Here is a 15,094-nt window from a genome sequence, read left to right as displayed (position 1 = left end):
CGCCCTCACCTAGAAACTTCATGCCTGTAGAGTCTACGAGTAGATGCAGCCCATCGCTACTTTTTTGGTAGCTGATTGCAATATCAATATGCTTTTGTCTTCTACAAAGCGTACTGTAATCTGGTGCGGTCCAATTTAATCCGCAAAGTTTAATCAGACTTTGCACAAAGCCAGTGACCATACGTAAAGATAGACGGAATAAGGATTTAATCATTAAGCAGCATTGGATAGCTGCGTCGGAGTAGGTTTGATTTCGCCCTTGTTTGCCTTTTGATGGAGCATACCATTGCGTAGCAGGATCAAACCAAATAGCAATATTTCCGCGACTCATGAGTGCTCGGTTATATGCGGGCCAATTGGTTGTGCGGTAGATTTTGTGTGTAGGCTTCTTCATTTGAAAATTATATCGCTGAAAAAGCCTTTACAGATAGGTTTGTGCAACAAAGCCCCTATGAACTGGAAACCACTTTCGAGCAGTTTGCAGTTTATCAATTTAACTCGAATGCCTATGATGGCTTATTGCAGAAAACACTGGCCTGGTTAAAACAGGCAATTTTCCAGCGCGACTATAGCGGTTTTGAGCAGCTTCAAAGCAGTCTGAAAAAGATTGCTTATGTGGACGTCACTGCGCAATTGCCTGAGCGTCTGGCAAAAACAGAACATCTGGTGGTCAGTACCGACTTTGGTTTTGTTGAGGGTGATGGTACTGAACCGCCACAGATGATGGGTGAGTGGGCGAATACAGGCAGTAGCGATAGCAATAACGAGATGATTCGTATCTCTGCTGATCTGGTCGAGAAGATGATTGACCTGTCGGGTGAGAACTCGATTAACCGTTCGCGGATCGAGATGGATCTGGGTCAGCTTGGCAATACACTGAACGAGATGGAACTGGCGATCAAACGACTTGCCGACCAGTTGCGTCGAATGGAAGGCGAGCTGGAATCACAGATTATTGCCAAACATGGTTCAGAAAATTCGCGCTATGCCGACTTCGATCCGCTGGAAATGGACCAGTATTCATCGTTGAACCAGTTATCTAAATCTCTGGCAGAATCGGCATCGGATCTGGTCGATTTCAAGAGCACCTTGGCCGACAAGATTCGTGAAACTGAAGGTTTATTATTACAACAATCGCGTATTCAGGCCGAGATTCAGGAAAGCCTGATGCGTACCCGTCTGGTGCCGTTTGACCGGATGTTGCCGCGTTTACAACGTATTGTGCGTCAAACCTCAACCACCTTGAACCGTCCTGCCGAACTGATTGTGCAGAATACTGAAGGTGAATTGGATCGTAATATTCTGGAACGTCTGGTTACGCCATTTGAACATATGTTGCGTAATGCCATTGACCACGGTCTGGAAGATACCGCAGATCGTCTGGCATTGAACAAGCCGGAAGTGGGTTCTATTGTATTGAACATCAGCCGCCAAGGAACCGATGTCATCGTTTCTTTCAGTGATGATGGCAAGGGGATCGATGCGGAGAAAATTCGTGAGAAAGCCCTCAGTCTGGATCTGATCAAAGCCGACCAGCCGATTGATCAGGATGAAATACTACAATATATCTTCCATCCTGGTTTCACTACCGCAAAAGCAGTCACCCAGATTTCCGGTCGTGGCGTTGGTCTGGACGTGGTACAAAGTGAAATCAAGTCGCTCGGTGGTCATGTTTCGGTCAGCTCGGAACTGGGTAAGGGCACGGTCTTTACGATTCGCGTACCGACGACAGTGGCCGTTAGTGATGCCTTGATGGTGAAAGCGGGCGATCAGCAATATGCAATTTCTCTGGCGCAGATTGACCGAATCGTGCGGATTGCGCCGACCACATTGGAAACTTACTTTAACAGTAAAGACGATTACTTCAAGATTGATGGTGAAAACTACAAGCTGCGTTATCTGTCTGAATTTGTCGGTACTCAGCCGATTCCACGTCTGAATAATGTCGGTCATTCATTGCCGGTGCTTCTGATTAAAGGCAACAGTGGCCAAACCATTGCCTTGCTGGTCGATCAACTGGTGGGTTCACGTGCACAGATTGTGGTGAAACCGATTGGACAGCAGTTTGCCAACATCGGGGTAGTGGCGGGTGCTACGATTCTGGGTGATGGTCAGGTCTGTCTGATTCTCGATGGCCAGAATATTGCGCGTCAGATTCAGGCGACACAGCGTGTGAAACAGATGCATGATCAGCGTGATGGTTCGCGTCATTCTAACGCACGCCGTCTGGTGATGATTGTCGATGACTCGGTGACAGTACGTAAGGTAACTTCGCGTCTGCTTGAACGTCAGGGCTATGACATTGTGACCGCCAAAGATGGTGTAGATGCGATCGAGCAGCTAGAAAATGTCAGACCAGATCTGATGCTGCTGGATATCGAAATGCCACGTATGGATGGTTTTGAAGTCACCAACCTGGTTCGTCACCATGATATTCACCGTGACTTGCCGATTATCATGATTACGTCGCGTACTGGTGAGAAACATCGTGAACGTGCATTCAGTCTGGGCGTGACCCACTATATGGGTAAACCGTTCCAGGAAGCTGAACTGCTGGCCAATATTCAACAATTAATTGCCGAAAAACAGGGGTAATCGATGAGTCAGAGCAATTCGACGAGCAAGATGGCTGATCAGATTAGCCAGCAGGAACTTCAGCATCTGATTACGGTATCGACCGGATTTATTGATGCCTATATTATTGACTGTCATGGCAAAGATCCGATGTTATTGCCACAAAACATTGTGCTGTCAGCGCTGGACAGCAATACCCAGGTCAAGACAGTGGAATGGCATGAAGCACAATTGCCAGTCTATGCCATCAATGAGCCTTCACGTCAACATGGCGTGGCACTGGTGATTGAAGGTGATGAGATCAATCAGCGTTTTGCCCTAATGTGCAATGAAATGCCGAAAACCATCCGGATTCGTATTTCTGAAGTGGTCGATGTCGATCAGCCGGTGAATGACTCTGCAATTTTCCAATATGTACGAATGAATGAACAGCTGTTCCATATTCCGAATATGACGAATATTCAGGCTACAATCGGGCTGTAATGCAAACTATCAAATATCAAAAAGGAACTCCATGGAGTTCCTTTTTTATTGCGTTATGAATTTACTTAATTGGCGAGTAAATTTACCAAAATCTGTTCATAAATTTCAGCCAGTGGCTCCAGATCGGCAATATCAACATGCTCATTGATCTGGTGAATAGTGGCATTTAACACCCCAAGTTCCAGTACCTGTGCGCCTGTAGGTGCAATAAAGCGGCCGTCTGAGGTGCCACCAGAAGTAGAAAGTTCGGTTTCAGTGCCTGTGACATTTAGAATAGCAGTTTTAGCAGCATTGACCAGCTCGCCGACCGGGGTCAGAAATGGCAAGCCCGACAAAGTCCAGGAAATGTCATAGTCCACACCGTGACGATCCAGAATTTCCACAGTACGTGCTTTAAGTTCTTCGGCGGTCACTTCAGTTGAATAACGGAAGTTAAATAGCAGATTCATGTTACCCGGAACAACATTGGTTGCGCCTGTACCTGAATTGATATTGGAAATCTGGAAAGTGGTTGCCGGGAAATATTCATTGCCATGGTCCCAGACGGTGTCACACAGCTCGGCAATCGCTTTAGAGGCGCTATGAATCGGGTTCACTGCCAGATGCGGATATGCCACATGACCTTGTTTGCCTATTACCGTGAGATTGGCATTTAAAGAACCGCGACGGCCATTTTTGACAATATCCCCCAGTTTATGGGTACTTGACGGTTCACCGACCAGACACCAGGTAATTTTTTCATTACGCGCTTCCAGGGTTTCAATGACCTTGACTGTACCATTAATTGATGGGCCTTCCTCATCTGACGTAATCAGGTAAGCAATTGAACCTTTATGATTTGGGTGTTTTTCTACAAAACGTTCTGTCGCTACGATCATAGCTGCCAAAGCCGTTTTCATGTCGGCACTGCCACGACCATAAAGTTTACCTTCACGGATTTCGGGTAAAAATGGATCTGAGTTCCAGTCATCCAGGTTGCCCGTTGGCACCACATCGGTATGGCCAGCGAAACAGAAGACCGGACCTTCTGTGCCTTTGCGTGCCCAGATATTATCAACATCTTCAAAACGCATGGATTCAATATTGAAACCAATCTTTTTTAAACGTTCCGCCATAATATTCTGGCAGTCATGATCAATGGGGGTGACAGAAGGCTGACGTAATAGTTGCAGGCTTAAATCGAGAGTAGCGGAAGAGCTCATGCGGTTTTCAACAGTCGATAATTTTCTCGGCTCTATAATAGGCGAATATCGGCTTGAATGTGAACGATCGATATAAAAAAACCCTATCTGAGATAGGGTTCTATGAGCATTTAAGAAAAAACTAGTTTTGACGGATTTCGTCAGAGGTTTTTTCAGCAGTGTTGGTTACCGCATCGCCCGCCTTAGACACGTCTTTGCCCATACCTTTTACGGTGTTACAGCCAGTTAATACAAAAGCCATCATTAATGAAGCAGCAAGAATTTTTTTCATCATCATCTCCGTATAATCAATAATAAAATTATTATGATGTGGAACTTAGAGTAGAAAATATACGCACTAAAAAATATGTGGTTTTCATAGTGCTTCGGTTAATAAATGTAATGCTTTATAGGGGCTTATGTGATGGATATTGAGTTAGTACCGGTTGGCGATACATATAGAAGTCATTGCGATCGATTTTTTTATAGAGACCATTCGTCCACCAGGTCGCAGTCAAACTGCTTGGCTGGGCTTGCGGATAAATCCATTCATGCCGTTGCAGGCGATAGAACGCGTCTTGTGCAGCAGGAATATGCTGCCCCCATAGACCTAGGCGACGCTTGGTATTAATCCAGGTGGGAATAGGCTGATCAGCATAATGGGTCGGCAGATACAACTGTCCCTTCATCACACAAAAACGTTTTTGAATAGAATGTGCTAAAGCTTCATCAAATTGGAACTGTTTTTGTGTGAAATGGTTCATTTTTCTGATTAAGGTATCGGTGCGGTTCAGGCCGTACCAATGCGGCAGACTAAAATCTGCTTCGGCCAGATAATATTTCAGGGCAATTTCCCAGTGTTCAACCAGTCCGGTATCGGTATTAAGGACTAGGAAATCCAGTTCACCCAAGGTTTTTGCACCCTCAATTTGCTGAATACTATGACCGAGTAGCTGATAGGGATGATAAGCATCGTCGAGTAACCAGAACCAGACCAGCATTTCAAAGCGCAGCCCCAAACGCGTGCTTTTCAGTTGCTGCACAAATTCGATTAATTCTTCTGGATGCTGATCGAGAAATTCCAAACGTGGATGATACTGGCTAAGATATTGCTGCCAAGTCTGGCTGTCATGCAGCTCAAAGCGATGTATGAGTTCAAGCTCCTCGGGAATACCGGACAGGATATTCGGACTACCGACAGCAAATGCCAGTTGCCGTACCAGAGGATGTTGATAACGATGCCATGCTTCTACAAGATTTTGGTTTAAACTGGAAAAAGACATGGTACAACCTGTGAAAAGTGCAGAAATACAACGGACAGTATCGGAAAACGCTTTATACTACCTGAATTCTGCGGTTAGGGTTGATGTATGAAAGTGTTGTTTTGGCGGAGTCTGGTGGTGCTGTTTGTGATCCTGGGCTTTATCGGTGCAATCCTGCCGGGTATGCCAACAACGGTCTTTTTGATTCTGGCTGCTTGGGCGGCATCTAAAGGTTGGCCACAAATGGATAACTGGTTATTGAACCATCCCAAATATGGCTCGACTTTAAGAGATTGGCGGGCACATGGTACTGTACCGCGTAAGGCCAAATGGCTGGCCAGTATCATGATGCTGATCAGCGGGATTATCATGCTGTTTACTACCGCACCCTTGGCAGTAAAAGCCTTTACCAATATCACCATGCTGATTGTGGCCATCTGGTTATGGCGACGTCCTGAACCGGATCAGGTGATGCTTCATCAAGAAACGATTCATCCTGAAAAGACAGAGATAAAGTTAAAGAAAACAGAGTCAAATAAAGTAGATTCAGAGAATAACAAGTCATGAATACCTTGCATCTGGATCAAGCAGATATCCTGATTGATCTCGCCCAACAAAAGCTGTATTTGCCACGTCTAAACAAGCAATATCTGATTTCCACTGGTAAAAATGGCATTGGTGAAACTGAAAATAGTGGCAAGACCCCACGTGGCTGGCACAAGATCGCTGAAAAGTTTGGTCAGAATGCACCTTTAAACAGTGTATTTATTGCACGTCAGGCGACGGGTGAAATTTATGATGCTGAACTGGCAGCAGAGTTTCCGCAACGTGACTGGATCTTGACCCGTATTTTATGGTTGAGTGGGCTTGAAGCCGGTTTTAATCAAGGCGAGGGCTGCGATACCTATCAACGTTATATCTATATTCATGGCACGCCAGAAACAGAAATGATGGGAGAGCCACTTTCTCATGGCTGTATTCGTATGCGTAATCTGGAGGTCGCTGAACTCTTTGACCTGGTGGGTGAGAATGCCTTGGTGTATATCTCGGAACATGCATTAGATTCAAAAATGCTGAAGGGTGTGCATACTGAATAATGAATCGATCTTTAATGTCATGTGAAAATGATTTTGTTTTTACGGGCGGGATGAGATGATTTAATACAGTTTAAGACATTTATTAATCTGATCCAGATCCTATTTTTACAGCATGAAACGGGTTGAATCATCGTCTAAAGCTAAACTTGATCGCTATTTTTCACATAAAAATAAATGACAGTTGAAAGATTACATGAACACAACGCCGAGTAATTTTAAAGCTTTGTATAATTCTTGATCGGAACTAAAGCATACTGCCTGAGTGAGTCTGAAATCTCGCAAGAGAAGACAGGAAATTTTGTTGTGATTTTCATTTTTGAAATTAAAAAATTTCGGTAGAGACTTAAAAAATAAACAAAAAGTGTTGTTTTTTTTAACAAACAACCTATTTTTTAATCACTCACACCTAAAAAGTGGAAAACATTCCGAAAAGCGTTTGACAGGCTGTGCAGATTCTCTATAATGCACCCATCAAACGATGATAGACGTTTAGAAAGGGCGCTTAGCTCAGTTGGTAGAGCGTCTGCCTTACAAGCAGAATGTCGGCGGTTCGATCCCGTCAGCGCCCACCAAGCTCTTTCATGTTGAGGCCTTATAGTTGCAGCGGTAGTTCAGTTGGTTAGAATACCGGCCTGTCACGCCGGGGGTCGCGGGTTCGAGCCCCGTCCGCTGCGCCACTTTAAGATCTTGATTCTCGTTTGCCACAATAGCGACATTGTGTAAATGCAGCGGTAGTTCAGTTGGTTAGAATATCGGCCTGTCACGCCGAGGGTCGCGGGTTCGAGTCCCGTCCGCTGCGCCATTTATACGATAGACCTTTTGAGGGCGCTTAGCTCAGTTGGTAGAGCGTCTGCCTTACAAGCAAAATGTCGGCGGTTCGATCCCGTCAGCGCCCACCATAATCTTTTGCGATGCAGCGGTAGTTCAGTTGGTTAGAATACCGGCCTGTCACGCCGGGGGTCGCGGGTTCGAGCCCCGTCCGCTGCGCCATTTCAAAAGAAATTAAATTTAGGTCCCTGAGCTTAAATTTGATTAAACTAAAGATTGACACTCTTTATCAGGGCGCTTAGCTCAGTTGGTAGAGCGTCTGCCTTACAAGCAGAATGTCGGCGGTTCGATCCCGTCAGCGCCCACCATAATCTTTTGCGATGCAGCGGTAGTTCAGTTGGTTAGAATACCGGCCTGTCACGCCGGGGGTCGCGGGTTCGAGCCCCGTCCGCTGCGCCATCCTAAGATGAGAAGCTTGGATTCCTGAGATCTGAGTGTTCAATATACCAAGACATTCCTTGTCTTGCGTCATTAAAAACAACGCTGTTGTTTTTCTCAGGGCGCTTAGCTCAGTTGGTAGAGCGTCTGCCTTACAAGCAGAATGTCGGCGGTTCGATCCCGTCAGCGCCCACCATATCTTTCTTGCCTAAACACTGAACATTTCATAGAATTTGAAGTCTATAATAATTTGAAGGTTTCACGACGATGAGAAATCCATATCAGCGCAAGGCAGCGACCAAATCTCAAACTACATACAATCCCCAACACCTTTATAAACAATATATTGAATCGATTGTCGCGAATGCCGGCATTTTTGCGCTTTATCAGGATGGCTGGGCTTTGTGTGCGCCCCCTACTGGACAGCGTGCATTTGCTTGCTGGCACAGTAAAGGTCTGGCTCGTCTGCTGATTAAAGACAATTGGGTGAATTACGATATTCAGGAAATTGGTCTCAAGGATTTTGTAGAGAAAGTGATTCCGTTTTTACGTCAGGAAAGTACCATTGTGTCTCTTGATCTGACGCCAGAAGGGCAGAATATTCTGGTGGCACCGGAAAAATTATTACTGGATATCAAAAATTATCTGTATCAGATCTATGTACAAAAGCCGGAACTTTTTAAAAATCCGGATATGCCTTTGCCAAGACACATTCGTTTAAATTAATTTTCTTGTTGTTAAATAGCTTGTTTATTGGAACAGTGAATATTCATTCAGCAGCCAGCCATTAATCAACGCAAAATATTCACGTAGCCATGAATGGTAGCGAGCATTCTGAGGAGTGCTGGCACTCAGACTGATCACTTGCTGATAGCCCTGATGTCTGGCAATGGCACGGGCACGCGGGCTATGAAAATCATTGGTCACAATCACAATAGGCTCATTTCGGCCAATATTCTGTTGTTGCAAGATCGCCTGAGAATATTGCAGGTTCTGTTGGGTGCTTCTGCTTTGATCTTCTACGCGAATCGGGTTTTTGAGCTGCGGATAGGTCGTATGAATATAATGTTGCATGACTTCAGCTTCGCTTTGTCTTTCCCGGAAATTTCGTCCTCCGGTCATAATCATCAACGTATCTGGATATTGTTCTGCATATTTTGCTGCAGTATCCAGACGATTTTTTAAGATGGGTGAGGGTTGACCCTGGTTAATCCCACTACCTAATACCAGAATCGCTGTAGCCGGTTGTGCAGGAATATTCGAGTTAATCGACATCTGGATATAAGCGAAAAAAATCGCAACACTGATCATCCAGAGTAAAAATCCGCCCCAGAGACTGTTCCAGAACAGTGTTCTGAGTCGAGAATTTTGTTTCCAGCGCTGAATAGATGAAAAAAGCAGGGCATACAGGATCAGTGCCACACCAATGATGATAGACAGCATGATACCAAAATGCCTTTGATCCTGATTCAGTAACCAGACGCTATTGATACAGAGGATCAAGCCAAAGATCAGACTGAGACTTCGTTTAAGTTGATTGAGCATCCAAGTTTCCTTTTTTCTTATTCATATTTTTCTTATTATTTTTGTATTTTCAAAAACCGGGCTATTGCGCCCGGTTTTTAGTATATCAGTTCATCTTAATATACATCACGGCGATAACGGCCATCCAGACGTAATTGATCGAGCAGCGTTTCACCAAGTATCTCGGTCAGGGCCTGATCGACATCACTGGCCATGCCATTGATGCTACCACAGACATAAATCACTGCGCCTTGGGCAACCCAGGTTTTCAGCTCTTCAGCCTGTTCCCGTAATTTATGATGCACATAGACTTTTTCCTGCTGGTCACGAGAGAACGCAAGATCCAGCCGTTTCAGGGTTCCCATTTGCAACCAGGCCTGAATGGTTTCTGCAAAGAAAAAATCATGTTCACGCTGACGTTCACCGAAGATCAGCCAGTTTTGGGTGTATTCCTGACGGTTACGGGAGCTGAGCAGACTCATTAAACCAGCAATACCGGTACCATTCCCAATACAAATGATCGGACGGTTATCATCAATCAGGTGGAACGATTCGTTGCTGCGAATGCGTAGCGCAATCGGTGCATTGAGTGCGGCATGCTGGGTTAACCAGCCTGAACCCAGACCTAGATTTCCATTCGCATCAGCTTGCTGACGTACCACCAGACGCAGGACTTGCTGACTTGGAATGCTGGCAATCGAGTATTCACGTGATGCCAAAGCCGGTAATTGCTTGAGGAGCTGATCCATTGAATCAAAAGGTTCTGCCTGAGTCAGATCGCGATCCCAAAGCGCGCGCTCAATGCTTTGCTGCATAGAAGGCACTTGTGTGCCGGCAGCAATATTGTGTTGTTGCATAAATGCCTGAATACGTTCCGGACTGTTAGCTGGCTGAATCTCGGCAATATCACCTGCTTGCCAGATTGCTTCATGCTCAGGAATCAGTTCGATATTAAAGGCAGGAGCACCCAGACTACCTGGATTGAGGATTTCACGTTGAGTCAGTGTCCACTGATCAAAGGTTTTATCGATACCCATGGCTTGCAGTTCAAGGCGAGTTACTTGTGCCAGTGCAGTATTCCATTGCTGGATGTGCTCATTATTGGCATTATCCACTTCAATGGTAGTGAATAACTGCTGGGCACCATTTTGCTGCAACCACTGGTCAATACGGTGACCAAAACTGCAATAGCTATCCGGATATTCTTGAGAACCGAGCGCCAACACCGCATAATTTAAATGCCGCAAATCAGCTTTGCCAGACAGGATTTTTTTCTCAAAAGAAGAGGCCAGATCAGGTGCTTCACCTGTGCCATAAGTACTGGCAACAAATAATACCTGCTCAGTTTGCTGTAAATCGGCAAGCGTCAGTTGTTGTACCGCTTTTACTGTTGCCGGTTGACGTGCTTCCTGCAGGGCAGTTGCTGTACGCCAAGCCAGTTGTTCTGAGACACCTGTTTGTGATGCATAAGCAATTAGCCAAGGTTTGGCATTTTCATCTAAGTCAACTGGAGTGACACCCTGACGCGCTGCCAGCGTTAAGCGCTTCTGTTTACGACGTTTCAGATACAGCATCCAGCCTGTCACAAAGAATAATGGCATTAACAAGGCTGCGACCATGGCAAAGAACTGGTAGATCGGGCCGAAGAAGCTGCCACGATGCACCGGTAACATGCTGCTCATGATCTTTTCATTGAGCTTTTTATCTTCATAGAGCTCAACTTCTGTAAATTCGGCTGTCTGGTAATTATAAGTGGCACTGTTCCGCGCACGTTCATGTTGGGCAACCGGATCGACAAAGCTGAGCTGCATGCTGCCGTCGGGTTTTTTGGGAAGATTAAAGGTTACTGTGGAATATTTATCTGAAAATTCAGTATTAAAGCCAGTCCAGCTCAAATCTAGCGCGCGGCTAATCTGTTCTGGATTCATGCCTTCTTCGCGTCCTTCACCACGTGGGCCGCGTTCGCCACCTTGACGTCCTTCACCACGATTATTGCCCGCATTGGCTTGCATGGTAGGCTGTGGACGTTCAACGCCGAGAACTTTAAACATCCCGCTACGCCACCAGTCATAGGACCAGTACAGGCCGGTACAAGCCAGAATCAGGTAGAAAATCACCACCCAGGTTCCCACAACAGCATGCAGATCCCAGATAAAATTACGGCCTTTCAGCTTGGGTTTTACAAAGAACCATTGCTTGATCGAATGACGCTTTGGCCAGCGCAGGTAAAGACCGGACAAGACGAAAAAGATCAGCATTAAAGTACAAGCACCGGTAATCTGTTTGCCGACCGGGCCAACCGTTAAATTACGATGCAGTTGCTGAATAAACTGGAAAAATTCCCGACCCTTAATTTCAGGCAAAACTTCGGCAGTATAGGGATTGATCAGGATGTTATGACCACGCCGTGCTCCCTCTTTGGCAATATTTACAGTACTTGAAGCACTTGGATCTTGTGCCACGCTAATACTGTTAATCTTCATCTCTGGAGTGGTATTTTGAAAATGCTGATACAGCTGAGCAGGCGTAAGTTTGTCACCTTGCTGAACCTGAACCGTATAACTGTCGTTATTTATCCATTTTAAGATTTGTTGTTCATAGGAATAAATTGCGCCAGTGACGCCCATCAAAGAGAGGATTAAACCTGCTGTAATCCCCAGAAACCAGTGGATTTGGAAAAATGTTTTTTTAAACATGGTCGTCAGATTAAGGGTGAGCTTTATAAAAGTGGCCAAATTATAACTGAACTTTAATACTGAATTATAGGTGTTGAGGATAATATTTATTCTCATTATCATTTATTGTTTTAGGATTAAAAAAACCTCCATGCCGGGGCAGGAGGTTTTTTGTTGAAACGTGTACAAGTTTAGATTTGTTTGGCTGCGCCAACTTCTGCTTCTAGATGCTTACGAATCGTGTTAAAAGAAAAGTTTTTGCTGTCCAGACGTTTAGGCAGGATATAAGCACCTTGCTGGCCTTTTACCTTGAAATTGACCAACATGAATTCTGGTGTGTTGTACCATTCATAAATGTCTTTCCAGCTGATCGCACCCACACCTTCCTGCATGCCCATTTTCTGACGCATGATGATACCGTGCGGTTGTACGCCCAGACGAACACCTTTGATTTCCTGTACCGGAAATTCATTCATCTTGCGTTTAACATACCATTCCAGACCAAAGGTACGGATCAGGTAATACAACACCACACAGGCAATCGCCACCCAGCAGAACACGGTTGAATAGTTCTTGAGAAGCAGAAGGCCCAGAATAGAAAGTGCAACAACAGCACCCATGATCAGCCATGCTTTCATGCCAATTTTATTGGTACTACGCCAGATCACCAGCTGAGCATGACGCTGCTCGGCTTCTGAAATTTCATAGTTCACAGGCTGTAGGGTATAAGCGTATAAATTTTTCGCGGTCATAGTGAAACTAGCAGATTTAAAACTGTAAAAAGTTTAGCATTAATTGTACCAATTCAGTGAGTATATTGTTCCAAAATCATCCAAATTATAATGAACCGAGTTCTGTTGCCTGTTCATCACGCTCATGGCTCAAACTTTGTTTCAATTGGCTCAACTGGTTTAAAATACTGAACATTAAAGACAGCTGCTGCAAAATGATCAGAGATTTCTGATCTTGTTCCTGATCATGTGATAGACGCTGTCGAATATGGACAATCATATTTTGCGCCCTTAAATCGGGCGTTTCGTCTCGTAATAATGCACCGCGAATGTTCTCTAATGCATTATCCAGTAAATTCAGAATGTCCTGATCTTCAATTTTCCCCCGGTGTGCCCCCAGCGCGGCGATGTAACTGATAAAGGTATGGTTCAGACACAGGAACTCAAAGGCCAGCGATTTTTGTACCGGATCAATATCCGGTTCAGTGGCCAGGGTCGAAATGAGTGAAGCCACCTCGGCATCGGTATTGTGGGCAGCACGGCGCACAATCCGATATTTCAGGCCATTATTACGCCCCGATTTATATTGCTCGATCACTTCACTTAAATAGTCCGCTTCTGCCTGCAAGCTGCGTTTGATACTGCGCGGCAAACGTCGGAACTTCCAGTCCGGGAAAATAAAGCTGACCCCGAACCAGGCAATGGCACAGCCAATCAGGGTATCAATCATCCGCGGGATAGCCGCAGCAAAGCCCATACCATCCAGATTGAAGTTGATCAACGCAAGAATCGTGATAAAGGCCGTGGCTTGGGCATACTGTTTACTACGCAATTCAAAGAACAAGATCCCGCTGAACACCAGCAGTAATAATTGTCCTTCGACAGAAGGTACAAAATATAAAATGGCATAACCGAAAATAATACCGACCAAGGTACCGACAATCCGCAGACGTAAACGCCGCTTGGTGGCGTTAAAGTTTGGCTGGCTGACAAACAATGCAGTTAATAAAATCCAGTAACCATATTCAATATTGCTGACCTGTACAAAGATATAGCTGATCAGCAGCACAATCGACAGGCGGATGGCATGCCGGAACAGCACCGATTCTGGAGTGAGATGCTGTTTAATTCGAACCTTGATGTCATCCCAGCCTTTCAGGTCATCATCTCTGAGCTGGTTTTCAATATGTTTAAAGCGCTCGGCTTTGATACTTTGCTCGGTTTCCAGGTTACGTAACTGGGCATCAATCGATTTCAGGTTCTGAAATAGTGAAAATAAGGCATTAATCCAGACCTGATCATAATGCTGATCCTGACGTAATTTTTCCAGAGACAGCCGAAGATTGTCAAAAGCATGCTTGAAGCGTTTGTTATGTACATAAGGCTTGCGCAGCAGCAAACTTTCGCTCAGGTCCTTACAGGCTTTGCCCTGAATCGACATGATGCGCTGAAAGCGGAACAGGATGTCGCTGTGCTGGAAAATCTTGGCCAGTTTCTGATAATCAATATGGGCTGAATCGGCACGTTCATGAATATCCTGCGCCACAAAATAATATTGCAGACTGCGACGGGTATCTTTTTGCCCACGGTCGCCTTTTAGACGGGTCAAGAGCGCCGTTTTCATTTCGTTAAAAATGGCAATCAGTTTGCCATTTTCAAGAGAAAGATCAATCATGCTCTGCTGATAGCTTTTCGGCGTCATGTCCACATCAAACAGATTGGACTTGGCATATAAAAAATCACCGAGCGCAGAATAGGAAATGGCAAGCTTGTCTTGCGCCAGTCGGGCAGGGAAAATCAGGAAACTGATGGTCGACAGCAGACCGTACCACATCGCGCCGATGACCAATAAACCAGCCTGTTTATACCATTCATCAAATAGCTCCACCCCGAGCATGGAATAAACGGAAATCACCAGACAGCCGTAGGAAATCGTGGCATAGCGTCGCCCTAGTGAACCCAGCAAAATCAGGCCAATACAAGAAACAATCAAGGCCAAGGCGAACAGCGGCGGATAAGGATAGAGCAGATAAACGCCAACCGCAGTAATAAAGAAACCCATGTAGGTATACAGGAGATTGAGAATACGCACCGAAAAGCGGTCATCAATATCGCTTAAACCGGCTGCGACCACACCTAAAGTCAGGGGAATCGTCATCAATTGTTGCCCCATAAAATAGGGAACAAAGGCGGTACCTGCAAATGCCGTCATCATACGCAGGTTATACATCAAGGTCGTATTATAGGTGGTTTGCTTGAGACGAGTGAGCCAAGATTTCAAAAGTCGTCCTTTATACTGCAGTCTTACAGATGAATCTGAATATGCCAATGAAAAATAGTAGGTTTATAAAATTTCATTTC

11 protein-coding genes, 8 tRNA genes and 2 pseudogenes are annotated in these 15,094 nt (G+C 45.1%); 13 read left to right on the top strand and 8 right to left on the bottom strand.

What is annotated here, in order from left to right; translation table 11 throughout:
- Window positions 1-394 (bottom strand): annotated as a pseudogene (locus tag FTU82_RS11325) (IS5-like element IS17 family transposase); the annotation flags it as partial.
- 293 nt (window positions 395-687) lie between these two features.
- On the opposite strand from FTU82_RS11325, the pseudogene FTU82_RS11320 reads away from it, so the two are divergent.
- Window positions 688-2,595 (top strand): annotated as a pseudogene (locus FTU82_RS11320) (response regulator); the annotation flags it as partial.
- Window positions 2,596-2,598: 3 nt separating this feature from the next.
- Complete coding sequence (locus FTU82_RS11315; RefSeq protein ID WP_074383437.1) at window positions 2,599-3,057, top strand: hypothetical protein; 459 nt, start codon at window positions 2,599-2,601, stop codon at window positions 3,055-3,057.
- Window positions 3,058-3,122: 65 nt separating this feature from the next.
- Here FTU82_RS11315 and dapE read toward each other — a convergent pair whose 3' ends face one another.
- From dapE to FTU82_RS11300, 3 genes are all read right to left on the bottom strand, one after another.
- Window positions 3,123-4,259, bottom strand: coding sequence for a succinyl-diaminopimelate desuccinylase (dapE, locus tag FTU82_RS11310; protein WP_180101344.1), 1,137 nt, complete (start codon window positions 4,257-4,259; stop codon window positions 3,123-3,125).
- A gap of 121 nt (window positions 4,260-4,380) precedes the next feature.
- Window positions 4,381-4,533, bottom strand: a complete 153-nt coding sequence (locus FTU82_RS11305) for an entericidin A/B family lipoprotein (RefSeq protein ID WP_004280704.1) — start codon at window positions 4,531-4,533, stop codon at window positions 4,381-4,383.
- Between the two features lie 112 nt (window positions 4,534-4,645).
- Window positions 4,646-5,521, bottom strand: a complete 876-nt coding sequence (locus FTU82_RS11300) for a DUF1853 family protein (RefSeq protein ID WP_180101343.1) — start codon at window positions 5,519-5,521, stop codon at window positions 4,646-4,648.
- Window positions 5,522-5,608: 87 nt separating this feature from the next.
- Between FTU82_RS11300 and FTU82_RS11295 the strand changes: the two genes are divergently transcribed.
- From FTU82_RS11295 to FTU82_RS11245, 11 genes are all read left to right on the top strand, one after another.
- Entirely contained in the window at window positions 5,609-6,067 is a 459-nt protein-coding gene (locus tag FTU82_RS11295) for a YbaN family protein (RefSeq protein ID WP_100329126.1), read from the top strand.
- A complete protein-coding gene (elsL, locus tag FTU82_RS11290; RefSeq protein WP_005097834.1) occupies window positions 6,064-6,597 on the top strand; it encodes a cell wall-recycling L,D-carboxypeptidase ElsL in 534 nt (177 codons plus the stop codon). Before FTU82_RS11295 ends, elsL begins: the two co-directional genes overlap by 4 nt.
- A 496-nt stretch (window positions 6,598-7,093) precedes the next feature.
- Window positions 7,094-7,169: transfer RNA gene (locus FTU82_RS11285), tRNA-Val, on the top strand.
- Between the two features lie 28 nt (window positions 7,170-7,197).
- A tRNA-Asp gene (locus FTU82_RS11280) sits at window positions 7,198-7,274 on the top strand.
- Window positions 7,275-7,322: 48 nt separating this feature from the next.
- A tRNA-Asp gene (locus tag FTU82_RS11275) sits at window positions 7,323-7,399 on the top strand.
- 21 nt (window positions 7,400-7,420) lie between these two features.
- Window positions 7,421-7,496, top strand: a tRNA-Val gene (locus FTU82_RS11270).
- A gap of 14 nt (window positions 7,497-7,510) precedes the next feature.
- Window positions 7,511-7,587 (top strand) — tRNA-Asp (locus FTU82_RS11265).
- 70 nt (window positions 7,588-7,657) lie between these two features.
- Window positions 7,658-7,733, top strand: a tRNA-Val gene (locus FTU82_RS11260).
- 14 nt (window positions 7,734-7,747) lie between these two features.
- Window positions 7,748-7,824 (top strand) — tRNA-Asp (locus FTU82_RS11255).
- Window positions 7,825-7,923: 99 nt separating this feature from the next.
- Window positions 7,924-7,999: transfer RNA gene (locus tag FTU82_RS11250), tRNA-Val, on the top strand.
- 71 nt (window positions 8,000-8,070) lie between these two features.
- On the top strand, window positions 8,071-8,529 hold the full coding sequence (locus FTU82_RS11245; protein ID WP_180101342.1) for a DUF2750 domain-containing protein: 459 nt from the start codon (window positions 8,071-8,073) through the stop codon (window positions 8,527-8,529).
- Between the two features lie 24 nt (window positions 8,530-8,553).
- Here FTU82_RS11245 and FTU82_RS11240 read toward each other — a convergent pair whose 3' ends face one another.
- The 4 genes from FTU82_RS11240 to yccS form a co-directional block, all read right to left on the bottom strand.
- The gene (locus FTU82_RS11240; protein WP_005097832.1) at window positions 8,554-9,348 is read right to left on the bottom strand and encodes a YdcF family protein; all 795 of its coding nucleotides are present in this window, start codon (window positions 9,346-9,348) and stop codon (window positions 8,554-8,556) included.
- Window positions 9,349-9,443: 95 nt separating this feature from the next.
- On the bottom strand, window positions 9,444-12,023 hold the full coding sequence (locus FTU82_RS11235; protein ID WP_179999743.1) for a sulfite reductase flavoprotein subunit alpha: 2,580 nt from the start codon (window positions 12,021-12,023) through the stop codon (window positions 9,444-9,446).
- A 170-nt stretch (window positions 12,024-12,193) separates the two neighbouring features.
- Window positions 12,194-12,754, bottom strand: coding sequence for a YcxB family protein (locus FTU82_RS11230; protein ID WP_005169724.1), 561 nt, complete (start codon window positions 12,752-12,754; stop codon window positions 12,194-12,196).
- 85 nt (window positions 12,755-12,839) lie between these two features.
- The gene (gene yccS, locus FTU82_RS11225) at window positions 12,840-15,014 is read right to left on the bottom strand and encodes a YccS family putative transporter (RefSeq protein WP_180101341.1); all 2,175 of its coding nucleotides are present in this window, start codon (window positions 15,012-15,014) and stop codon (window positions 12,840-12,842) included.
- Between the last annotated feature and the right edge of the window lie 80 nt (window positions 15,015-15,094).

Source organism: Acinetobacter sp. YH12151 (genome assembly GCF_013418355.1).
GTDB lineage: Bacteria > Pseudomonadota > Gammaproteobacteria > Pseudomonadales > Moraxellaceae > Acinetobacter > Acinetobacter pseudolwoffii.
Note: the sequence above shows the minus strand (reverse complement) of the source record. Positions and strands in the feature narration are given on the sequence as shown.